The following is a 22,294-nucleotide window of genomic DNA, read 5'->3' on the forward strand; positions in this document are numbered from 1 at the left end:
CCGGCGACAAGTTCGTTCCAGAGTAGTCGGTGAACCTACCGGCGGCCAAAATGAGCCGCACGGGTTGGCCCGCCACGAGCGGTATCGGATAACCTACCGGGTGGTTGGTTGATCACCTCACCGAACGATCCCGATGGAGGCCCCATGGTGGGAGGACAGGCGCCGGCTCGTCAGACCGACGCCGTGCGGATCGCGAATTGCTCCGGGTTCTACGGCGACCGGCTGTCGGCAATGCGCGAGATGCTCACCGGCGGTGACGTGGATTTCGTCACCGGTGACTACCTGGCCGAACTGACCATGCTGATTTTGGGCCGCGACCGGATGAAGAACCCCGACCGGGGCTACGCCAGGACCTTTCTCACCCAACTCGAGGACTGCCTGGGCCTGGCCCACGATCGCGGCGTGCGCATCGTCGCCAACGCCGGCGGCCTGAACCCCGCCGGGCTGGCCGACGCGGTACGCACCCTGGCCCAACGGCTCGGCATTGTCAGCCGGGTGGCCCACGTCGAGGGCGATGACCTGCAACCCAGGGCGGCCGAGCTGGGCCTCGGCTCGCCGTTGACCGCCAACGCCTACCTGGGGGCGTGGGGAATCGCCGACTGCCTCGACGCCGGGGCCGACGTGGTGGTCACCGGCCGGGTCACCGACGCCTCGGTGATCGTCGGGTCGGCCGCCGCGCATTTCGGCTGGGGGCCCACCGACTACGACCAGCTTGCCGGTGCGGTAGTCGCAGGCCACGTCATCGAATGCGGCACCCAGGCCACCGGCGGAAACTTCGCGTTCTTCACCGAGGTTCCCGAGTTGACCCGTCCGGGCTTTCCGCTGGCCGAAGTGCACGCCGACGGCTCGTCGGTGATCACCAAGCACTCCGGGACCGGCGGCGCGGTCAGTCTCGACACCGTGACCGCCCAACTGCTCTACGAGATCTCGGGCGCCCGTTACGCCAACCCGGACGTCACCGCCCGGATGGACAGCGTCCGGCTGACACTCGACGGCCCCGACCGGGTGCGCATCAGCGAGGTGGTGGGCGAGCCCCCGCCGCCGACGCTGAAGGTGTCACTGAACGGCATCGGCGGGTTCCGTAACTCGATGACCTTCGTACTGACCGGTCTCGATATCGATGCCAAGGCCCAACTGGTGCGTCGCCAGCTGGAATCCAGCTTGACCGTCAAGCCCGCGGAACTGGAATGGACGCTGGCTCGCACCGATCATGCCGATGCCGACACCGAACAGGCTGCCAGCGCATTGCTGAGCTGCGTTGTGCGCGATCCCGATGCGGAAAATGTAGGACGTAAGTTCTCCTCTGCCGCGGTGGAACTGGCACTTGCGAGCTACCCCGGGTTCACCTCCACAGCCCCCCCGGGAGATGCCCAGGTGTACGGCGTCTTTACCCCCGGGTATGTGCCGGCGGACCTGGTGTCGCACATCGCGGTGCACCCCGATGGCACCCGTCACGAAATACCTTGTGCAACCCAAACTTTGATCTTGGCGCCAGCCGACGACCCGCCCCTGCCCGATCCGTTGTCCCCGGGACCGGCGCGGCGTGGCCCGCTGGGGCTGGTCGCCGGTGCCCGCAGCGGCGACAAGGGCGGTTCGGCCAACGTCGGAGTCTGGGTGCGCACCGATGATCAATGGCGCTGGCTGGCCAACACACTCACCGTGGAGTTCCTCAAAGAGTTGCTGCCCGAAGCCGCCGGGTTGGCGGTCACCCGATACGTGCTGCCCAACCTGCGGGCGCTGAACTTCGTCATCGAGGGGATCCTCGGCCAGGGCGTCGCATATCAGGCACGCTTCGATCCCCAGGCCAAGGGTCTGGGCGAATGGTTGCGCAGCCGTCACGTCGACATCCCGGAGAGCCTGCTGTGAGCATCTGGACCACGCCCGAACGTCAACAGCTGCGAACCACGGTGCGCACGTTCGCCGAGCGGGAAATCCTGCCCCACATCGACGAGTGGGAGCGCGCGGGCGAGCTGCCCCGCGACCTGCACCGGCGCGCCGGCGAAGCGGGCCTGTTGGGAGCCGGCCTGCCCGAACCAGTGGGCGGGGGCGGTGGCGACGGCGCCGACTCGTTGATCATCTGCGAGGAGATGCACCAATCCGGCGCACCCGGCGGGGTCTACGCATCGTTGTTCACCTGCGGCATCGCGGTGCCGCACATGATCGCTTCCGCGGACCGGCGACTGATCGAAACCTACGTGCGCCCCACCCTGGCCGGGGACAAGATCGGCGCGCTGGCGATCACCGAACCAGGTGGCGGATCCGATGTCGGGCACCTGAGCACATCAGCCGTCCGCGATGGGGACCACTTCGTGATCAACGGCGCGAAAACCTACATCACCTCGGGCGTGCGAGCCGACTTCGTGGTCAGCGCCGTGCGAACGGGCGGCCCCGGGGCGGGCGGGGTTTCGCTGATCGTGGTGGACAAGGGGACACCCGGCTTCACAGTGAGCCGGAAACTGGACAAGATGGGCTGGCGATCCTCGGACACCGCCGAATTGTCCTACACCGATGTGCGGGTCCCCGCCGAGAACCTGGTCGGCGCCGAGAACACCGGTTTCGCCCAGATCGCGCAGGCGTTCGTCTCCGAGCGGATCGCGCTTGCGGCTCAGGCATATTCGAGTGCGCAGCGGTGCCTGGACATCACCGCCCAATGGTGCCGGGACCGGGAGACGTTCGGTCGCCCACTGATCTCGCGGCAATCGGTGCAGAACACCCTGGCGGACATGGCCCGCCGCATCGATGTCGCCCGCGTGTACTCGCACACCGTGATCGAACGTCAACTGGCCGGCGAAACCGACCTGATCCCCCAGGTCTGCTTCGCCAAGAACACCGCCGTCGAAGCCGGGGAGTGGGTGGCCACCCAGGCCGTCCAACTATTCGGCGGCATGGGCTATATGGCCGAGTCCGAGGTCGAGCGTCAGTACCGGGACATGCGAATCCTGGGTATCGGCGGTGGAACCACCGAGATCCTCACCGCACTGGCCGCCAAACTACTGGGGTATCAATCATGACTACGTTGCAGTCCACCCTCGATCCGAATGGTGTCGCCTTCGGTGAGGCCGTCTCGGCCACCACCACCAAGCTCGACGAGATCGATGCCGAACTCGCCAAGGCCGTCGCGGGGGGCGGGCCCAAATACGTCGACCGCCACCACGGTCGCGGGAAGCTCACCGCGCGGGAACGCATCGAACTGCTCGTCGATGCCGACTCGCCGTTCCTGGAGTTGAGTCCGCTGGCGGCCTGGGGAACTCCGTTCACCGTCGGCGCCAGCGCGATCACCGGAATCGGTGCGGTCTGCGGCGTGGAGTGCATGATCGTCGCCAACGATCCCACCGTCAAGGGCGGCACCAGCAACCCGTGGACGCTGAAGAAGATCCTGCGAGCCAATCAAATCGCGTTCGAGAACCGGCTTCCGGTGGTGTCCCTGGTGGAATCGGGCGGCGCCGACCTGCCTACCCAGAAGGAGATTTTCATCCCCGGCGGGCGGATGTTCCGGGACCTCACCCGGCTTTCAGCTGCCGGAATCCCAACCGTAGCTTTGGTATTCGGGAACTCGACTGCCGGTGGCGCCTACGTCCCGGGGATGTCGGATCACGTGGTGATGATCAAGGAGCGCTCCAAGGTTTTCCTGGCCGGCCCCCCGCTGGTCAAGATGGCCACCGGTGAGGAATCCGACGACGAGTCGCTGGGCGGCGCCGAAATGCATGCCCGCATCTCGGGTTTGGCGGATTACTTCGCCCAGGACGAACTCGACGCGATCCGCATCGGCCGCCGGGTGGTAGCGCGGCTCAATTGGTCCAAGCAGGGGCCGAAACCCCGGCCGGTCACCGCACCGCTGTTCGACACCGAGGAGTTGATCGGTATCGTGCCGTCGGATTTACGGATTCCGTTCGACCCGCGCGAGGTGATCGCCCGGATCGTCGACGGCTCAGAGTTCGACGAATTCAAGCCGCTGTACGGTTCGTCACTGGTGACCGGCTGGGCGCAACTGCACGGCTACCCGCTCGGCATCCTGGCCAATGCCCGCGGTGTGTTGTTCAGCGAGGAGTCGCAGAAGGCCACCCAGTTCATCCAGCTGGCCAACCGGTCGAACACGCCGCTGCTGTTCCTGCACAACACCACCGGCTACATGGTGGGCCGGGACTACGAGGAAGGCGGCATGATCAAGCACGGCTCGATGATGATCAACGCCGTATCGAACTCGACCGTGCCGCACATCTCGCTGTTGATCGGTGCGTCGTACGGGGCCGGTCACTACGGGATGTGCGGCCGCGCCTACGATCCCCGCTTCCTGTTCGCCTGGCCGAGCGCCAAATCCGCGGTGATGGGTGGCGCCCAGCTGTCGGGGGTGTTGTCGATCGTGGCCCGGGCGGCCGCCGAAGCCCGCGGCCAGCAGGTCGATGAGGCGGCCGATGCGGCCATGCGGGCCGCGGTCGAAGGCCAGATCGAAGCCGAGTCCCTGCCGCTGGTGCTCTCCGGGATGCTCTACGACGACGGAGTGATCGATCCGCGCGACACCAGAACGGTATTGGGAATCTGCTTATCCGCCATAGCAAATGGCCCGATCGAGGGGACGTCGAACTTCGGCGTCTTCCGGATGTGAGCGCTATGGGAATCACGAGGGTCCTGGTGGCCAATCGGGGGGAAATCGCCCGCCGGGTATTCGCCACATGTCGCCGCCTGGGTGTCGGCACCGTCGCCGTCTACACCGACCCCGATGCCGGGTCGCCACACGTCGCGCACGCCGATGCCCGGGTTCGGCTGCCGCAGACCAACGACTACCTCAACGCCGCGGCCATCATCGCCGCCGCCCACGCAGCCGGGGCCGACGCCATCCACCCCGGCTACGGATTTCTCTCGGAGAACCCGGAGTTCGCCGAAGCGGTCGCACACGCCGGCCTGACCTGGATCGGGCCGCCTGCGGACGCGGTGCGGCAAATGGGTTCCAAGATCGAAGCAAAGAAGCTCATGGCCGACGCCGGGGTACCGGTACTCGCCGACCTCGACCCCGACGCCGTCACCGAGGCCCAACTGCCGGTGCTGATCAAGGCGTCCGCCGGCGGTGGTGGCCGCGGCATGCGGGTGGTGGATGAATTGTCCTGTCTGCCGGGCGAAGTCGAGGCGGCTCGCCGTGAGGCGCGGTCGGCGTTCGGTGACCCGACCGTGTTCTGCGAACGCTACCTGCCCAGTGGCCATCACATCGAGGTTCAGGTGATGGCGGATACCCACGGCGCCGTGTGGGCACTCGGCGAACGGGAATGCTCGATCCAGCGGCGCCACCAGAAGGTCATCGAAGAGGCACCGTCGCCCCTGGTCGAACGAATACCCGGCATGCGATCAAAGTTGTTCACCGCGGCCCGGCTGGCCGCATCCTCGATCGGCTACACCGGCGCCGGCACCGTGGAGTTCCTTGCCGACGACGACGGCGAGTTCTTCTTCCTGGAGATGAACACCCGGCTGCAGGTCGAGCATCCGGTCACCGAGGAGACCACCGGCCTGGATCTGGTCGAGCTGCAGCTCGCAGTGGCCGACGGTGGCCGGTTGCCTGCCCACCCCCCGGTGGCACAAGGCCATTCGGTTGAGGCGCGGCTCTACGCCGAAGATCCCGCGCAAGGCTGGCAGCCGCAGGCCGGCCGGGTGCACACCAGTGAGGTGCCCGCGGTGCGCGCGGAGTTCGAGACCCTGGGGTACCGGACGGGTATCCGGCTGGATTCGGGCATTGTCGACGGTTCGTTGGTGTCCATCCACTACGACCCGATGCTGGCCAAGGTGATCTCCTACGCACCCACCCGGCGGCAGGCGGCACTGGTGCTCGCCGACGCGTTGGCCCGCGCATCGATACACGGCCTGCGCACCAACCGGGATCTTCTGGTGCGGGTGCTGCGTCATCCGGTGTTTCTCGATGGCGCAACCGACACCGCGTTCTTCGACACCGTCGGGCTGGATGCATTGGCGGCGCCGCTGGCTGATGCCGCGACGGTCCGCATCTCGGCCGTTGCCGCCGCACTGGCCGAGGCCGCCCGCAACCGCGCCACCGCGTCGGTGTTCGCGACGATTCCCGGCGGGTGGCGCAATCTGGCTTCGGGCTTTCAGGTCAAGACCTACCGCGACGACGCCGGCGCCGAGCAGCAGGTCCGATACCGGTACAGCAGAGCCGGTTTGACGCTTCCCGACGACCCGGCGGTGCAGCTGGTATCCGCGTCGCCGGACGAAGTGGTGCTGGCCGCCGACGGCGTGGACACGACCTTCGCGTTCCGGTGTCACCAGGCGGATATCTACATCGACTCGCCGCGCGGGCCGGTGCATCTGGTGGCGTTGCCGCGCTTCCCCGAGCCCGGATCGGCCGTCGAGCAGGGGTCGCTGATCGCGCCCATGCCGGGCAACGTCATCCGGATCAGCGCCGAAGCCGGTGAGGCCGTCACCGCCGGCCAGCCGCTGATCTGGCTGGAGGCGATGAAGATGGAGCACACCATCGCCGCGCCGTCCGACGGGGTCCTGGCCCAATTGAATGTCCGCGCCGGCCACCAAGTCGAAGTCGGCGAGGTGCTGGGCGTGATCGCAAGCGCGGCGGAGCCGGGCGCCGCGGGTCACGCCCCATCCGACCCGGGCGTGATCGCAAGCGCGGCGGAGCCGGGCGCCGCGGGTCACGCCCCATCCGGCCCAGCCCGCGTCGAATCGCAGGAAACAGAAGGGGAGCCCCAATGACCGATACCAGTTTCATCGAGAACGAAGACCGTCAGGCACTGCGAAAGGCGGTGTCTGAGTGGGTAGCCGGTTACGGCTCCGAGTACTACCAAAAGAAGGCTCGCGCCCAGGAGCACACCGATGAATTATGGGCGGAGGCAGGCAAACTCGGCTTCCTCGGCGTGAACCTGCCCGAGGAGTACGGCGGCGGCGGCGCGGGCATGTACGAGCTGTCGCTGGTCATGGAGGAGATGTCCGCCGCGGGCAGTGCGCTGCTGCTGATGGTGGTCTCTCCCGCCATCAACGGCACGATCATCGGCAAGTTCGGCACCGAGGAGCAGAAGAAGCGGTGGATTCCCGGCATCGCAGACGGCTCGCTGACGATGGCGTTCGCCATCACCGAACCGGACGCCGGATCCAACTCACACAACATCACCACGACTGCCCGTCGCGACGGCAGCGACTGGATCCTCAAGGGCCAGAAGGTCTTCATCTCCGGTATCGACCAATCCCAGGCGGTGCTGGTCGTGAGCCGAACCGAGGAAGCCAAGACCGGAAAGCTACGTCCGGCACTGTTCGTGGTGCCTACCGACGCACCCGGTTTCACCTACACGCCGATCGAGATGGAGCTGGTCAGCCCCGAGCGGCAGTTCCAGGTTTTCCTCGACGACGTACGGTTGCCCGCCGACGCTCTGGTCGGGGCGGAGGACGCCGCCATCGCGCAGCTCTTCGCGGGGCTGAATCCAGAGCGCATCATGGGTGCGGCAAGTTCGGTCGGCATGGGCCGGTTCGCGCTCGGCAAAGCCGTCGACTACGTCAAGAACCGCAAGGTCTGGTCCTCGCCGATCGGCGCGCACCAGGGGCTCGCCCACCCGCTGGCGCAGTGTCATATCGAGGTCGAACTGGCCAAGTTGATGATGCAGAAGGCCGCGACGCTCTACGACAGCGGCGACGACGGGGCGGCTGCCCAGGCCGCCAACATGGCCAAGTATGCCGCGGCCGAGGCGTCGACGCGTTCGGTCGATCAGGCAGTGCAGTCGATGGGCGGCAACGGATTGTCGAAGGAGTACGGGGTTGCCGCGATGTTGACGACGTCCCGCCTGGCCCGGATCGCGCCGATCAGCCGGGAGATGGTGCTGAACTTCGTCGCGCAGACCTCCCTGGGCCTGCCCCGAAGCTACTGAGGCCGCGGCGATGGGTAATCCTCTGGTCGACTACGCCGGACCATCGGACACCGCGGGTCCGTTCGCCCGGTTGACGCTGGACTCTCCGCACAACCGCAACGCGCTGTCGACCACGCTGGTCACCGAGTTGCATGCCGGGCTGCGGAACGCGGCCGCGGATCCGGCGGTGCGGGCGGTGGTGCTCGGGCACACCGGCGGCACCTTCTGCGCCGGGGCGGATCTGAGCGCGGCCGGCGGCGCCACCGAGACCGGCGAGGCCGGCGAAGCCGGGGGCAGCGGGTCGCCGGGATCGGCCTACGACCTGGCCGTAGCGCGAGGCGAGGAGATGGTTGCGCTGCTGCGCGCCATCGTCGAGACACCGCTTCCGGTCATCGGCGCCGTCAACGGGCATGTCCGGGCGGGCGGCCTCGGTCTGGTCGGGGCGTGCGACATTGTGGTTGCGGGGCCGCGCAGCACCTTTGCCCTGACCGAGGCTCGGATCGGTGTTGCCCCGGCGATCATTTCGCTGACGTTGCTGCCGAAGCTGTCGGCGCGGGCGGCGTCCCGTTATTACCTCACCGGCGAGACGTTCGGGCCCGACAGGGCTGCGGAGATCGGCTTGGTCACGATCGCGGCCGACGATGTCGAGGTCGCGGTGGCCGGGTTGGTCGCCGACGCGGGCCGTGGGTCACCGCAGGGCCTCGCCGCTTCCAAGGCCCTGACCACCGCGGCCGTCCTGGCCGGCTTCGACCGCGACGCCGAACGGCTCGCCGCAGACTCTGCCCGGCTTTTCGTCTCGGACGAAGCCCGCGAGGGTATGCTTGCGTTTCTGCAAAAACGGCCTCCGAGCTGGGTATCCCCGGCCGATACGTAGCCTGTTGTCTCAGGCGATGCCCCGTGCGGGACACCGTTTGGCCCCAACCACTTGCCGCGGGATCGGGGCGTCGTAAACTCGCAGGTGAGATGACTAACCCAGCCCGACGTGACCCAAACGCGATGCGTGCGAATCCCGAGCGCGCCGAGGACACCGATCGAATCCAGACCGCGCAGTTGCTGGCCTACGCTGCCGAGCAGGGCCGCCTGGAGCTCGGCGAATACGAGGATCGGTTGACCAGGGCCTACGCCGCGACCACCTACCGGGAACTCGACCAGCTGCGATCCGACCTGCCCGGCGCGGCGATGAGCTCCCGCCGCCGCGGCGATTGCAATCCGGCGCCGTCGACGACGCTGCTGGCGATCCTGAGCGGGTTCGAGCGCCGCGGACGATGGAACGTACCGAACAAGGTCACCACATTGACGTTCGGGGGCAGCGGTGTGGTCGACTTGCGCTACGCCGACTTCACCTCCACCGAGGTGGAGATCCGTGCCTACTCGATCATGGGCACGCAATCCATCCTGCTGCCGCCCGAGGTCAACGTCGAGATCGACGGCCGCGGGGTCATGGGCACTTTCGACCGGCAGGTGCTGGGTTCGGGCAGCCCGGGTGCGCCGAAGGTGAAGATCCGCGGCTTCTCGCTGTGGGGCGGCGTCGGCATCAAACGCAAGGCGCGCAGGCCCAGCAAGTAATCCACAGCACTTCGGTTGTCCACACCGGGCACCGGGTGAGTGGTCCGCCGCGACGTGTGCTGCCAGCATTTCGCCGAAGGTTCGTCTCGGCGGAAGGCAGGTTGTGACGGCGGAAGAACTGCGGGTGGATCCCGATTTCCTGATCGGGGTGGCAGGTGAGTTCGCCGATCACGGCCAGGCCCTGTTCTCCCTGCAGCAATCCTGTCGGCGAGATGCCGACGCCGTCCGGGACGGCTGGGTGGGCCAGTCGGCAGGGGCGCTGACGGATTTGCTCGACGGCTGGGCCGTCGCCGCCGACCGTCAGCTACGCGGCATCGGGGCATGGTCGAGCGGTATGCAAATCGCCGCATCGGCATTCATCGAACTCGACCGGCTCAATGCCGCGCGCCTGGGGCCGCGGTGACGCCGAGCCTCGGCGACATCGACCGCTGGGACCCCGCGGCAATCCGCGCCGTGTTCGACGCCGCGATCACGCGTGCTCACGGTACCCGAAGCGTGTCCGCGACGATCACCGAAACCATGCGGTTGACCTGTTTCGGCGGGGCTGCTGCCGAAGCCGCCCAGGCCGCCGCCGCGCACACCGCCCTGGCTCTCGATACCCACGCCGACGCCTGCGAGGCCGTCGCCCGCGCCGCCGAACAATCGGCACAGGAGGTAGCCGCGATCAAGTGGCGACTCAGCGCCATCCGCGCCGAGGCCGCGGCAAACCACCTGGTGGTCGACGATGAGACGGGTACCGCATTGCCTCCCGCCGACTTTTCTGAATACCCGGCGCCCGATCAGCAGCGCATCCTTGCCGCCGCGGTTCGGCTGACCGACAGCCTGCACACACTGCTGATGTCCGCCGAGCTGGCCGACGGGGATCTGGCGGCGGCGATCCGCGCAGCTGACGGCGACCTGGCATCCGATCACGTCGACACCCAACTGCGCCACCAGCCGCCGGCAATGCCGGTCCCGCCAACACCGGAGTGCGCCGCCGAAAAGGTGAACTCGTGGTGGCGTTCGTTGACCCCCGGCCAGCAGCACCGCGTCACGGAGCAATCACCCGATAGGATCCGCAATCTGGACGGGATTCCCACCGATGTGCGCAGCTCACTCAATTATGCTGTGTTGCACCGCGATACCGCACGTCTGCAGAACGGATGGTACGACGGTTCCGGACGGTGGCACACCTCCGTCGACAAGTTGGCCGATCTGCGGGCGCTGCAGAACGCACTTGCCGCGAACGCCGAATCCCGGCTCGTTTTTCTGGACACCGCCACCGATCCCCGAAAGGTGTTGGCCGCGGTCGCGGTGGGCGACGTAGACAACGCCGAATGCGTCGGCGTGACGGTCGGCGGCCTTGGCACCCGGATCAGCACCAGCGCGGGGAAAATGACGAAACAGGCTGCCGCCCAACGCGCCAAGGCCAGTGAACTACGCGTGGCGGCCCACCGGCCGAACCCGGACGCGGTCGCGTCCATTGCCTGGCTGGGCTACGACGCTCCCGACAGCCTGCGAGATGTGAGCCACGACTGGCAGGCACGCGACGGCGCCGCAAAACTGAACAACTTCTTTCAGGGACTGGCCGCCGCCGGCAACCCTACCGATCAACGCATCACCGCGTTCGGGCATTCCTACGGCTCGCTGGTCACCAGCCTGGCATTGCAGCAGGGCGCACCGGTGGACGACGTGGTGCTCTACGGTTCGCCCGGCGCCGAAATCGTCCGGGCCTCGCAACTGGGCGTCGCACCCGGCCATGCGTACTATATGACCGGCGTCAATGACCGTGTGGCGGAATTGATTCCCCGGCTGCACGCCTTCGGCCCGGCGATGCGCGATGTGCCGGGCATGATGCCGCTGTCCACGGCCACCGGCTTGGCACCGCCGAATGAGTACGGCGACGGCCAGCTGCACGAGCGGGCGTACGGCCATTCCGAATACGCCGAAGTGGGAAGCAACGGGCAGCTCAGGATGAGCGGCTACAACATGGCGGCTGTCCTGGCCGGCCTACCCGATAACCTCATCAGGCCCACCGGTCCCAATCGACCCCTTCCGCCGGGCCTGTCGCCGGATCGCTGACGCGGCCCCGCTCGGCCGGGGACCTCAGCGCCGCCGCCGCGAGCGCAGGTAGTCGCCCACCACCGCGGCCCCCAGCCCGTCGAGGCCGGGCACCACGACGCGCCCTTCCACCCGCCGGGCCACCTGGTCGATGAACCGTGCCAGCCCCGGATCACCGCCCAGCCGGAAGATGGTGATCTGCGCACCGAGCCGGGCCATGTCGTCGAATCCGCGCACGGTGAAGGAGATCGTCCGCGGATGCGGCGGGTAGTCGAAGAAGACCGACGTCCCCTCTCCGTCGAAGTCTTCGAGGTGCGCCGTCGGCTCGCCGTCTGTGACGATCAGGACGACGGGTTGCGCGTTGGGGTGGCGGCCCAGGTGACGCCCGGCCAGCGCGAGCGCGTGATGCAGATTGGTGCCCTGTTCGTACACACCTTCGAGCCCGGTGAGTTCGGCCGCACTCACTGTTCTGGCATAGCGACCGAATGCGATGATCTGCAACGCATCCGAGCGGAATCGGGTGCACACCAGGTGGTTGAGTGCCAGTGCCGTCTGCTTCATCGGCAACCAGCGGTTCTCCATCACCATGGAGAATGAAGTGTCCACCAGCAGCGCAACCGCGGCCTGGGTGCGGGTTTCGGTCTCGGAGATCTCCACATCGTCGACGCTGATCCGCAACGACCGCCCAGGAGCGCTCGCAGCGGCTGTACCCGCTTGGCGCAGTACCGCATTGGTGAGCGTGCGGGAAATGTCCCACGGTTCGGTGTCGCCGAACTGCCAGGGCCGGGTCGCGCCGGTCAGCTCACCGGCCGCACCCGCGCGCCGGTGGTCCCGCTCGCCGTGCCGTCGGGAAAGTTGTTGCGCCACATCACGCAATGCCGTCTCCCCGAGCCGGCGCATCGCTTTGGGCGACAGCCGCCACTGCCCGTCGGAGCCGCGGTCCAGGAAGCCCTGGTTGACCAGGGCCCGTTCCAGTTCGGCCAGGGTACGCGCGTCGACGGCGGCCTCGTCACCGAGCTGGCGGGCCAGCGCGTCGAGGTCGACGTCGTCCATGCTGGCGCCCGGATAGGCCTGCGAGAGTTGTTCGGCGAGCTGTTCCAACTCGCCGATGTCGGCCAGCACCCGGGTGCCTTCACCCATGCTGAGCGGGTTGTCGCCGGAGAACTGCTGACGCCCCGTCCAGTCCTCGCCCGGGCGCGCGGCCTGCAGGTGTGCGTCGAGCCTGCTCAGCTGCTGCATCAGCGACGGCGAGCCGAACGCCTGCTGGGTCAACGCATCCAGTTCGTCGCGTTGCTCCCCGGAGAGGCTGTTGCGGAAACGCTGTGCGGCAGCGGCCCGCTTGGCCAGCGAATCCAGCAACTCCTCGACGTTGCGCGGCTGCTCCGGGAAGAACTCGCCGTGCTTGGCCATGAAGTCCTCGAAGTCCTGCTGAGCGTCTTCGCCCCGGGAGTGCTTGTCCAGCAGGTTGTTCAGATCGTCCAGCATGTCGTTGACCCGCTGACGGTCTTCGTCGGTGGCCCCGGCCAGCGCCTGCTTCATCCCGGAAAATCGCTGGTCGAGCATCTCGCGGCCGAGCAGGTCCCTGATCTGCTCGTATTTCGCCCTGGCTTCGCCGCTGCGCCAGTCATACTCGGAGAGTTCCTGCACGGCCTTGGCCGGCGACGGGGGCAGCGCCTGTAGTTGCAGCTCCGAGAAACGGGCGTCGTCGTCCAGGGCTCGGGCCAGTTCCTTGCGCTCGGCCAGCACCGCCTCGTCCAGCAGTTTCTTGATCTCCTGGAGGGAGCCATCTAAATTATTGCGGCGCAACAACTCCCGACGGCGACGGTTGGCGTCTGCGGCCAGCCTGTCGGCGCCCCGCATATTCTCGGTCCCACGCCGCAACAACTCCTGCAAGGCCCGGCGCGGTGAGGCGCCGGCCATGACGTCCCGACCGATGTGTTCCAGTGCCTCCCGCAGGTCCACCGGCGGAGCCAGTGGGTCGGGCCCGCCGGTGTAGGCGGAGTACCGCGAGGAGTGGCCACTACCCATAGACGGTCCGCCCTTCCCCGGACACTTTGTCGACCCGCTTGGCCAGGTACAGGGCCTCCAGCGCCAGTTCGAGTGCCGCGGCCCGCTGGCCCTCCGATTCCGCATCCAGTTTGGCCGCGATCTGGTCCACCACAGCCAGTCGGGGAACCGCGGACAGCACGTCCTTGGCCGATACCCGGTCGCCGGTCGTCACCGCCGACCCGCCTTCGACCGCCGCGACCAGGGTGCCGACGTCGACGCCGCCGAGCACTCGTGCGGCGGTGTCCGCGGTGGCGCGGCGAAGCAGGTGTTCGAGCACCGCCTGCTCCCGCCCCTCCTCGCCGGACTCGAATTCCAGCTTGCCGCGCAGCACGTCGATCACCGTGCCCAAGTCGACGACCCGTGCCACCGGGTCGTTCTCCCCCAGAATCGCACCCCGGTGCCGGGCCGCCGCCGCAACCGTTTCGGCCGCGGCAATGGCGAACCGCGCCGAGACGCCGGAGCGCTGATCCACCGAGTTGGACTCCCGCAGGTAGCGCGCAAACCGCGCCATCACCTGCAGCAGATAGTCGGGTACCTGGGCGCTCAGGTGCGCCTCCTGAGCGATGACACCCACCTCGGCCTCAAGTTCCAGCGGGTAGTGGGTGCGGATCTCGGCGCCGAATCGGTCTTTGAGCGGAGTGATGATGCGGCCGCGGTTGGTGTAGTCCTCCGGGTTGGCGCTGGCCACGACCAGGACATCCAGCGGCAGGCGCAAGGTGTGACCGCGGACCTGGATGTCCCGCTCTTCCATGACGTTGAGCATGGACACCTGGATTCGCTCGGCCAGGTCCGGTAGTTCGTTGACGGCGACGATGCCCCGGTGTGCACGCGGGATCAGCCCGTAGGCGATGGTCTCCGGATCGCCCAGGCTGCGGCCCTCGGCCACCTTGATCGGGTCGATGTCACCGACTAGGTCGGCAACGCTGGTGTCGGGGGTCGCCAGCTTTTCGGTGTAGCGCTCGCTGCGGTGCTTCCAGGCGACCGGAAGCCCGTCGCCGGCCTGGATTGCCCGCTTGATCGACTCCGGGGTGATCGGGCTATAGGGGTGCTCACCGAGTTCGGCTCCGGCGATCACCGGAGTCCACTCGTCGAGCAGACCGGTGAGTGCCCGTAGCAGGCGGGTCTTGCCCTGGCCTCGTTCACCCAGCAGAACGAAGTCATGCCCGGCTATCAGGGCCCGCTCCAACTGCGGGATCACGGTGTCGTCGAAGCCCAGGATGCCCGGCCACAGCGTCGCGGTGTCGGACCCGTCGGCCAGCTTGGTCAGCAGGTTCTCGCGACTTTCCTGCTTGACCCCCCGCTCACGATGTCCGGAGGATCGCAGCTCGCCCACGGTGCGGGGCAGATTGCTCGGTGAAGTCACCGCTCCACGCTACGACGCATCGTCGGCAGGCGTCACCGGTGGTCCGCACCGGACATGCGAAAGGCCGGGCTCTCGTTTCCGACAGCCCGGCCTTTTCAGCACGTAGCGATTAGTTCACGTTTACGGTGACCTGAGTGTCGCCTGGCTTCCAGGTGATGGTCCCGTGCTCGAATTCGGCCGTCTTGGCACCGTCGGCAGTGTCGGACTCGTCGCTGGTCGGGTAACCAAGCTTGCCCTGGGATCCACCCAGCTCGTTCCACTTGTCGCGGATCTGGCCCCAGACGACGTACGCGGCGTCCTTGTTGACGATGACGCCCCCGTCGAACTGCTGGTAGACGCCGCCGTCGGCATTCGACTGCTGGTTGCCGAGCGGCATCCCCAGGTCTTCCTTGGCCTCGGCGTCCAGGGAGTTGTACTTCTTCAGAATGGGGCCCGACACAGCGTAGACCGCACCGTTGGCGGCCGTCATCTGCGTGTTCTCGGTCGACCCCGCGATCGCAGAGGAGATCACAGAACTCGCCGAACTCGCCGAACTCGAGATGTCGCTAGCCTTGTCCTTGGTCGCCTGGCACCCGGTACCAATCAAGGCAAATCCAGCGATCGCCGCGGAGAACGCGGCTGTCCGCTTAGTAATTTCGCGCATTTTCTTCCTTTCGGATTGGATCGGGCGACCATCCGCCCAAACGGGAATGCTATTCCGAATCACGGCCCCGGATCAAGGGAAAACCGGAGATCAATCGATCGAGCCGCTCCCGCCCGGCCCCGAAACAGGCGGTCAGTGCGCAAAATGACGGGCTCCGGTGAGGTACAGCGTGACCCCGGCTTTCGCCGCTGCATCGGTCACCTCCCCGTCGCGAACCGACCCCCCCGGATGCACGATCGCCCTGACGCCGGCAGCGGCGAGGGTCTCAAGGCCGTCGGGGAACGGGAAGAACGCATCCGAGGCGCCCACCGCACCTACAACCCGCTCACCAGCACGTTCCACCGCAAGGCGAGCGGCATCGACCCGGTTGACCTGTCCCATGCCGACACCGACGGTGGCACCGCCGGCGGCGATCACGATCGCGTTCGACTTGACCGCGCGACAACTGCGCCAGGCGAAAACCAGATCGGTCAGGGTGGCCGAGTCTGCGGGCTCACCGGCAGCCAGGGTCCAGTTGACCGGATCGTCACCGGAGGCGTCGAATTCGTCGCGCTGCTGGATCAGCAGTCCGCCGCTGATCGGTTTGAGTTCGTGGCCGCCGGGCAGTGGCTGGGAAGCGACGAGCACCCGGATATTCTTCTTGCGGGTCAGGATCTCCAGGGCTTCGGGGGCATAGGCGGGCGCGACGATCACCTCGGTGAAGATGGTGCTCACGTACTCCGCCATCTCCGCACTGACCTCGGTGTTGGCTGCGATCACGCCGCCGAAGGCGCTCAGCGGGTCACATTCGTGGGCCTTGCGGTGCGCGTCGGCAACCGAACTTCCGGAGATCGCTATCCCGCACGGGTTGGCGTGTTTGATGACCGCCACGCAGGTTTGCCGGTGGTCGAAGGCCGCCCGCCACGCCGCGTCAGCGTCGGTGAAGTTGTTGTAGGACATCTCTTTTCCGTGCAGCTGCTCGGCCTGCGCCAGACCCGGGAAGGCGGCGGGGTCGCCGTAGAGCGCGGCCCGCTGGTGCGGGTTCTCGCCGTAGCGCAATGTCGCCTGACGACGCCAGTTCCGGGCGAACCAGTGCGGAAACTCCTGGGCCGGTTCCTCGGGCGCCAGGGTGGACTGCATCCAGGTGGCGACGGCGATGTCGTACTCGGCGGTGTGCTGAAATGCCAGCGAAGCCAGCTTTCTGCGCTCGGCCAGGGTGAATCCGCCGTTGCGCACTGCGGCCAGCACCCCGTCATACCCGCGCGGATCGGTGACCACGGCGACGCTGGGGTGGTTCTTGGCCGCGGCGCGGACCATCGACGGGCCGCCGATGTCGATCTGCTCGACGCACTCGTCGACACCCGCACCGGATTCGACCGTCTGGGCGAACGGGTAAAGGTTGACCACCACGAGTTCGAATGCCTTGACGCCGAGATCTGCCAGAGCCTGCCGATGTTCGGGTTTGCGCAGGTCGGCCAGTAGGCCGGCATGCACCCGCGGGTGCAGGGTCTTCACCCTGCCGTCGAGCACTTCGGGAAAGCCGGTCAACTCTTCGACGCGGGTCACTGGAATCGCGCCATCGGCGATGGTCCTGGCCGTCGATCCGGTGGAGACGATCTCCACGCCCGCCTCGGCGAGCCCCCGGGCGAGCTCCATCAGGCCGGTCTTGTCGTACACACTGATCAACGCGCGCCGGATCGGCGTCGTGTCGCCGCTCATGCCGTGGTCATCCCAGGGTCACCTTCCGTTGCGTTACCGTCATGCCGCCGGTGGCTATCGCGGCCACCACATCCACCAGGAGTTGTCGTTCAACAACCTTGATCCGTTCGTGCAGGGTCGCTTCGTCGTCGGCGTCGAGCACCTCGACCGGTTGCTGAGCCAGGATCGGACCGGTGTCGACGCCGGCGTCCACCAGATGCACCGTACAGCCAGTCACTTTGACACCGTAGGCCAGCGCCGCGGCCACACCGTGCGCACCGGGGAATGCCGGCAGCAACGCCGGATGAGTGTTGACGACGCGGCCTGGGAATCGCGAAAGGAATTGCGGCCCAAGAATTCTCATGAATCCAGCGGAAACCACGAGGTCCGGACGGTAGGTGGCGACGGCGTCGGCGAAGGCGTTGTCCCACGCGTCACGGCTGGGATGGTCGCCGACGCGGACGGTGAAAGCCGGTATCGCGGCACCGGCGGCGATCTGCACCGCACGGCAGTCGCGGTCCGCACCGACAGCCACGACGCGCGCCGGGTAGTCGCCCTGGGCGACCGCCAACAGGGAGTTCAGCAGCGAACCGGTGCCGGACGCCAGCACCACCAGCCGCGCCGGTGCGCTGGGCGGTACGCGGAGCGGTTCGGGCACAGTGAGGCAGCCTAACGGGAGTCGATGCCCACCGGGCGCCGGCGTGACCGCAGCCGGGGGCCGGGGGCCGGGGGCCGGGGGCGCGGGGCCCGGGGCGCGGAGGCCGGTGGCCGGGGCCCGGTCGGTCCGGATGTCGCGCTACTCCCGCTGCTCGGGCGGATCGGCTTGCAGGTCCACCGCAACAGCCACCTCGGCACCACCATCGTCGCCGTCGTCACCGGCGCCACCGTCGTCGCCATCGTCACCGTCATCACCAGCACTACCGTCGGAGACCGGCGGCTGCTCGTCGTCGCCCGACGACGGCTCAACACGCCGCGGGCGGGGCCTGCGCCGGCGCCGCCGTACCCCACCTGCCATCAACACCGTCAGCGCACCGATGGCGGTGAACCAGAAGAGCACTCCCAGGAACATCGTGCCCAGATCCACCCCGACGTGGCCGAAGTTGCCCAGCTCTCCGCCTCCCCCGTAGGCCAGCAGCACCATCACCGAAGCGCCGACGAATGCCGCGATCACCAGCTTGATCAGCGCCGGCACCAGCGGCAGCGGATGGCGCGCGCACTGCTGACCAACCGCAACACCCGACGACGCCCCGATGATCAGCAGTGCCACCCACTGCGGCCCCAGCGGCGGTGTGGGCGCGGCGGCCAGGATCGGCAACGCCGGCACGTCACCGCCGAACACGATGAACGGGCTGAACGTCGCGAACCCGATGTGAGCGCTGGATCCGACCGCCATCGCCGATGCGCCGACGACGACATTGGGCGCGTACAGCACGGAGAGCACGGTGAGATTGAACTGACCCCAGATCGAATCGGTGATCCCGTACAGTTCCTGCATCGTCGCCCAGTGCACGACGAGCGAACCCGTCGTCACCACGGCGGACAAACCGAGCAGGGCCAGCACACCCGCACAGGCCGGCCGCAGCGAATCGGCGAGCCACTGCGCCAGCGCGGACGCGGCCATCACTCGTCGTTCCACCCGCGACCAGACGCCTATGGCGGCCCCGACCCCGTGGACCACCAGCACACTGGCGAACGCACGCAGCGCGTTGGGCGTCTGCAATTCGGTCAGGACCGAAGACGCATCGTGAACGACGGCCAGCGCGATCGCCGCCACGAACAGGGGCCCGGCAACGGCCGACACCACCACCCAGCGCACCACCAGCCAGGACGAATAGGGCGAAATCGCACGTGCGGCAACCCGGGCCGTGCCCCAGACCATCGACAGCGCCGGCAGCAGCGGCATGACGCCGAGTTCGCGGCCGCCGATCGACACCGGAACCTGATGCACACCCAGCCAGATGCTGGCGACGGCGCCCAGGGCGCCGGTCATGTCGCTGTTGGCGATCAGCAATTGCAACAGCGTGATTGCCGCGATGACGACCAACGCCACGGCGGCCGGGGCGAACGCGACCCTTACGAGGTCGCGCGCCTGGCGCGCACCCGCTTCGGGACTCTGCTCACTTCGTGCCGATACCACTGTCACTCTTCGCGTGCGGCGGCGACTAGACGCAACGGGGCACGGTCAGATCGGAGCCGAGCCAGGTGAGGACTCCGGGTGCGGGCCCGCACCCGTGGACTCCTCGGCTGCGCTGGAATCGTCGACCGGGGCGCAGCTGCCGACGGACTCGGTGCCGGTGGCCACCGGTGGCGGGGGCCGGAAACTCGGGAACCCGGTGGGTGGGGTGTGCGCTGACTCCTGCGGCGCCTGCAGCGACGCCACCTGGGTGGGCTGGGTGGCCAACCCGTCGGAGCTCGGGTTCGGATTCGGGGAATAGCCGCCGTAGGCCGAGCCGTAACCGGATGACGCCGGCGGCGGGCCGGGGTTCGGGGCGGACTGCGGCGCACCCGGCTGACCGTAGTACGCACCGGGCGGGCCACCGTAGGGCACATAGGGGCCGTAGCCCCCGAACTGGCCGTACTTGGGCCGCGGGACCGGTGCGGTGAGCACACCGGCGTCCAGCAGTAGCGCACCGACCGCGGCCACCGACTGGAACACGATGCACACCAGCACAATCCACAGGGCCCAGCCGGCCGAGGCCGAACTTGGCTTGTTGAGCGTGGCGGAGACGATCACCAACACGTCCAGGACCGAGAGCACGGCAACGATGGGGGTGTAGTTCCTGGCCTTGGGCAGCAGTCCGGCTCCGGCCAGCAGTGCCGCCAGCACTGCAATGACCACGGCCATCCTGGCCCCGCCGGCGGCCCCACCGGCCGACCCCCCGAAACCGAAGTTGAACATCGGGCCGAAGCTGAAGACGTACGCCGACAGGCCGAGCACAACGACCGCGGTACACAGGTGGCGGCCCAGCCCACCTTCCGGCATCTCCGGGGAGTAATTTCCCGGCCCTGCCGCGGGATCCGGATAGGAGCCAACCTGCTGCGCGGGTGGATATCCTGGGCTACCGGGCGGGTAGGTCATGGCTCCTCCTGGTCCTTGCGCTGCCATCGGATTCCACAGCGGCGTCACTGTCGCAGTGTGACGCAGCGCTGCCCGCAACGCCGTTCGATCAACCACGCTAGCGCACCGTGGGAGGAAATCGCCGCCGTCGGGCGCCGTTGCGACCACCGCCGGGTGCGCTTGGCCGGGCCAGGTTGCCCGGCCACGGTAGAACACGTTCTAATTCTTCGCATGGACTACGGACTCGTGCTGTTCACCAGTGACCGCGGCATTGCCCCGGCAGCGGCCGCCAAACTTGCCGACGACCATGGATTCCGCACCTTCTACGTGCCGGAGCACACCCACATTCCGATCAAGCGCGAGGCCGCCCACCCGACGACGGGTGACGCTTCGCTGCCCGACGACCGCTACATGCGCACACTCGATCCGTGGGTCAGCCTGGGTGCGGCGTCCGCGGTGACCTCGCGGGTCCGGCTGTCCACCGCGGTGGCGCTTCCCGTCGAACACGACCCGATCACGCTGGCGAAAAGCATTGCCACGCTGGACCATCTGTCCGGAGGACGGGTCAGCCTCGGCGTCGGGTTCGGCTGGAACACCGACGAACTGGCGGATCACGGCGTACCCGCGGGCCGCCGTCGCACCATGTTGCGCGAGTACCTGGAAGCAATGCGGGTGTTGTGGACGCAAGAAGAGGCTCGGTACGACGGCGAGTTCGTCAAGTTCGGGCCCAGCTGGGCCTGGCCCAAGCCGGTGCAGTCGCACATCCCGGTGCTGGTGGGCGCGGCCGGTACCGAGAAGAACTTCAAGTGGATGGCACGCAGCGCCGACGGCTGGATCACCACGCCGCGCGACTTCGACATCGACGACCCGGTCAAGTTGTTGCAGGACACCTGGGCCGCCGCCGACCGCGCGGGGGCGCCGCAGATCGTCGCCCTGGCCTTCAAGCCGGATGCCGACAAGCTGGCGCACTGGGCCGATCTCGGGGTGACCGAGGTGCTGTTCGGCATGCCCGACGCCGAAGCGGACAAGGTCGCCGCCTATGTGGAGCGGCTGGCGGGCAAGCTGGCCGGATTCGGCTACCCACTGACATCGGCGTAGGCGCCGGGTGCGCTGGAGCCCCTAGAGCCGCTGCAGAATCTCCCGGGCCAGCGCCGCCGTCTCGGACGGGGTCTTACCCACCTTGACACCGGCCGCTTCCAGCGCTTCCTTCTTCGCGGCCGCCGTGCCCGACGACCCGGACACGATGGCGCCCGCATGCCCCATCGTCTTGCCCTCGGGCGCGGTGAACCCCGCCACATAACCGACGACCGGTTTGGTGACGTTGGCCTTGATGAAGTCCGCCGCACGCTCCTCGGCGTCGCCGCCGATCTCGCCGATCATCACGATGATCTTGGTCTCGGGGTCCTTCTCGAAGGCTTCGATCGCGTCGATGTGGGTGGTGCCGATCACCGGGTCGCCACCGATGCCAATCGAGGTGGTGAACCCGAAATCGCGCAGTTCGAACATCATCTGATAGGTCAGGGTGCCCGACTTGGACACCAGGCCGACCGGACCCGGTCCGGTGATGTCTGCCGGGGTGATACCGACCAGCGACTGCCCGGGGCTGATGATGCCCGGACAGTTCGGGCCGATGATGCGCGTCTTGCACCCCTTGTCGACGTTGTATGCCCAGGCATACGCGCTGTCCTGCACCGGGACGCCCTCGGTGATCACGACCAGGAGCGGCACCTCGGCGTCGATGGCCTCCACCATGGCGTCCTTGGTGAACTTGGGCGGCACGAAGGCAATCGATACGTCGGCGCCGGTTTTTTCCATTGCTTCCACGACGCTGCCGAACACCGGCAGCTCGACGGCGTTGCCGTTGGCATCCTTGTGCGAGACGGTGGTGCCGGCCTTGCGGGCGTTCACGCCACCGACGATCTGCGTGCCCGCCTTGAGCATCCGCGCGGTGTGCGTGGTGGCCTCGCCGCCGGTGATGCCCTGGACGATGACCTTGCTGTCTTTGGTGAGGAAGATTGCCATTGTTCTCAAATCCTTTCGTTGCGGCGACC

Annotated in this window: 18 protein-coding genes; 10 read left to right on the top strand and 8 right to left on the bottom strand. The window is 67.7% G+C overall.

Annotation, left to right across the window (positions count from 1 at the left end; translation table 11 throughout):
* The first annotated feature begins 183 nt into the window (after window positions 1-183).
* The 9 genes from ACK5M9_RS07050 (at window position 184) to ACK5M9_RS07090 (ending at window position 11,474) form a co-directional block, all read left to right on the top strand.
* Window positions 184-1,866 carry an acyclic terpene utilization AtuA family protein gene (locus ACK5M9_RS07050; RefSeq protein WP_416892486.1) on the top strand — a complete coding sequence of 561 codons (1,683 nt, stop codon included), beginning with the start codon at window positions 184-186 and terminating at the stop codon, window positions 1,864-1,866.
* Entirely contained in the window at window positions 1,863-3,011 is a 1,149-nt protein-coding gene (locus ACK5M9_RS07055; RefSeq protein ID WP_416892457.1) for an acyl-CoA dehydrogenase family protein, read from the top strand. Before ACK5M9_RS07050 ends, ACK5M9_RS07055 begins: the two co-directional genes overlap by 4 nt.
* Complete coding sequence (locus ACK5M9_RS07060; protein ID WP_416892458.1) at window positions 3,008-4,603, top strand: acyl-CoA carboxylase subunit beta; 1,596 nt, start codon at window positions 3,008-3,010, stop codon at window positions 4,601-4,603. Before ACK5M9_RS07055 ends, ACK5M9_RS07060 begins: the two co-directional genes overlap by 4 nt.
* Before the next feature lie 5 nt (window positions 4,604-4,608).
* Window positions 4,609-6,705: an acetyl/propionyl/methylcrotonyl-CoA carboxylase subunit alpha gene (locus ACK5M9_RS07065; RefSeq protein ID WP_416892459.1), complete on the top strand. Its 2,097-nt coding sequence runs from the start codon at window positions 4,609-4,611 to the stop codon at window positions 6,703-6,705.
* Window positions 6,702-7,868 (top strand): acyl-CoA dehydrogenase family protein, encoded by a 1,167-nt coding sequence (locus ACK5M9_RS07070; RefSeq protein WP_416892460.1) that lies wholly within the window; start codon window positions 6,702-6,704, stop codon window positions 7,866-7,868. Before ACK5M9_RS07065 ends, ACK5M9_RS07070 begins: the two co-directional genes overlap by 4 nt.
* A gap of 10 nt (window positions 7,869-7,878) precedes the next feature.
* Entirely contained in the window at window positions 7,879-8,721 is an 843-nt protein-coding gene (locus ACK5M9_RS07075) for an enoyl-CoA hydratase family protein (RefSeq protein WP_416892461.1), read from the top strand.
* Window positions 8,722-8,810: 89 nt separating this feature from the next.
* A complete protein-coding gene (locus tag ACK5M9_RS07080; protein WP_416892462.1) occupies window positions 8,811-9,413 on the top strand; it encodes a DUF1707 SHOCT-like domain-containing protein in 603 nt (200 codons plus the stop codon).
* Between the two features lie 103 nt (window positions 9,414-9,516).
* Window positions 9,517-9,816 (top strand): WXG100 family type VII secretion target, encoded by a 300-nt coding sequence (locus ACK5M9_RS07085; RefSeq protein ID WP_416892463.1) that lies wholly within the window; start codon window positions 9,517-9,519, stop codon window positions 9,814-9,816.
* On the top strand, window positions 9,813-11,474 hold the full coding sequence (locus ACK5M9_RS07090) for an alpha/beta hydrolase (protein ID WP_416892464.1): 1,662 nt from the start codon (window positions 9,813-9,815) through the stop codon (window positions 11,472-11,474). Before ACK5M9_RS07085 ends, ACK5M9_RS07090 begins: the two co-directional genes overlap by 4 nt.
* Before the next feature lie 24 nt (window positions 11,475-11,498).
* On the opposite strand, the gene ACK5M9_RS07095 is transcribed toward ACK5M9_RS07090, so the two are convergent.
* From ACK5M9_RS07095 to ACK5M9_RS07125, 7 genes are all read right to left on the bottom strand, one after another.
* Window positions 11,499-13,481: a vWA domain-containing protein gene (locus tag ACK5M9_RS07095; RefSeq protein WP_416892465.1), complete on the bottom strand. Its 1,983-nt coding sequence runs from the start codon at window positions 13,479-13,481 to the stop codon at window positions 11,499-11,501.
* Window positions 13,474-14,865 carry a sigma 54-interacting transcriptional regulator gene (locus ACK5M9_RS07100; RefSeq protein ID WP_416892466.1) on the bottom strand — a complete coding sequence of 464 codons (1,392 nt, stop codon included), beginning with the start codon at window positions 14,863-14,865 and terminating at the stop codon, window positions 13,474-13,476. Before ACK5M9_RS07100 ends, ACK5M9_RS07095 begins: the two co-directional genes overlap by 8 nt.
* 109 nt (window positions 14,866-14,974) lie before the next feature.
* Window positions 14,975-15,508, bottom strand: a complete 534-nt coding sequence (locus ACK5M9_RS07105) for an LGFP repeat-containing protein (protein WP_416892467.1) — start codon at window positions 15,506-15,508, stop codon at window positions 14,975-14,977.
* Between the two features lie 132 nt (window positions 15,509-15,640).
* Window positions 15,641-17,206: a bifunctional phosphoribosylaminoimidazolecarboxamide formyltransferase/IMP cyclohydrolase gene (gene purH / locus ACK5M9_RS07110; RefSeq protein ID WP_416892468.1), complete on the bottom strand. Its 1,566-nt coding sequence runs from the start codon at window positions 17,204-17,206 to the stop codon at window positions 15,641-15,643.
* 7 nt (window positions 17,207-17,213) lie between these two features.
* Window positions 17,214-17,843 carry a phosphoribosylglycinamide formyltransferase gene (gene purN, locus ACK5M9_RS07115; protein WP_416892469.1) on the bottom strand — a complete coding sequence of 210 codons (630 nt, stop codon included), beginning with the start codon at window positions 17,841-17,843 and terminating at the stop codon, window positions 17,214-17,216.
* A 138-nt stretch (window positions 17,844-17,981) separates the two neighbouring features.
* Complete coding sequence (locus tag ACK5M9_RS07120; protein ID WP_416892470.1) at window positions 17,982-19,328, bottom strand: DUF6350 family protein; 1,347 nt, start codon at window positions 19,326-19,328, stop codon at window positions 17,982-17,984.
* 39 nt (window positions 19,329-19,367) lie between these two features.
* On the bottom strand, window positions 19,368-20,264 hold the full coding sequence (locus ACK5M9_RS07125; RefSeq protein WP_416892471.1) for a DUF5336 domain-containing protein: 897 nt from the start codon (window positions 20,262-20,264) through the stop codon (window positions 19,368-19,370).
* Window positions 20,265-20,474: 210 nt separating this feature from the next.
* On the opposite strand from ACK5M9_RS07125, the gene ACK5M9_RS07130 reads away from it, so the two are divergent.
* Window positions 20,475-21,341 (top strand): LLM class F420-dependent oxidoreductase, encoded by an 867-nt coding sequence (locus ACK5M9_RS07130; RefSeq protein ID WP_416892472.1) that lies wholly within the window; start codon window positions 20,475-20,477, stop codon window positions 21,339-21,341.
* A 21-nt stretch (window positions 21,342-21,362) separates the two neighbouring features.
* Here the strand turns inward: ACK5M9_RS07130 and sucD are convergent, their stop codons facing one another.
* Entirely contained in the window at window positions 21,363-22,265 is a 903-nt protein-coding gene (sucD, locus tag ACK5M9_RS07135) for a succinate--CoA ligase subunit alpha (protein ID WP_416892473.1), read from the bottom strand.
* Between the last annotated feature and the right edge of the window lie 29 nt (window positions 22,266-22,294).

Source organism: Mycobacterium sp. (genome assembly GCF_047975165.1).
Taxonomy (GTDB): domain Bacteria; phylum Actinomycetota; class Actinomycetes; order Mycobacteriales; family Mycobacteriaceae; genus Mycobacterium.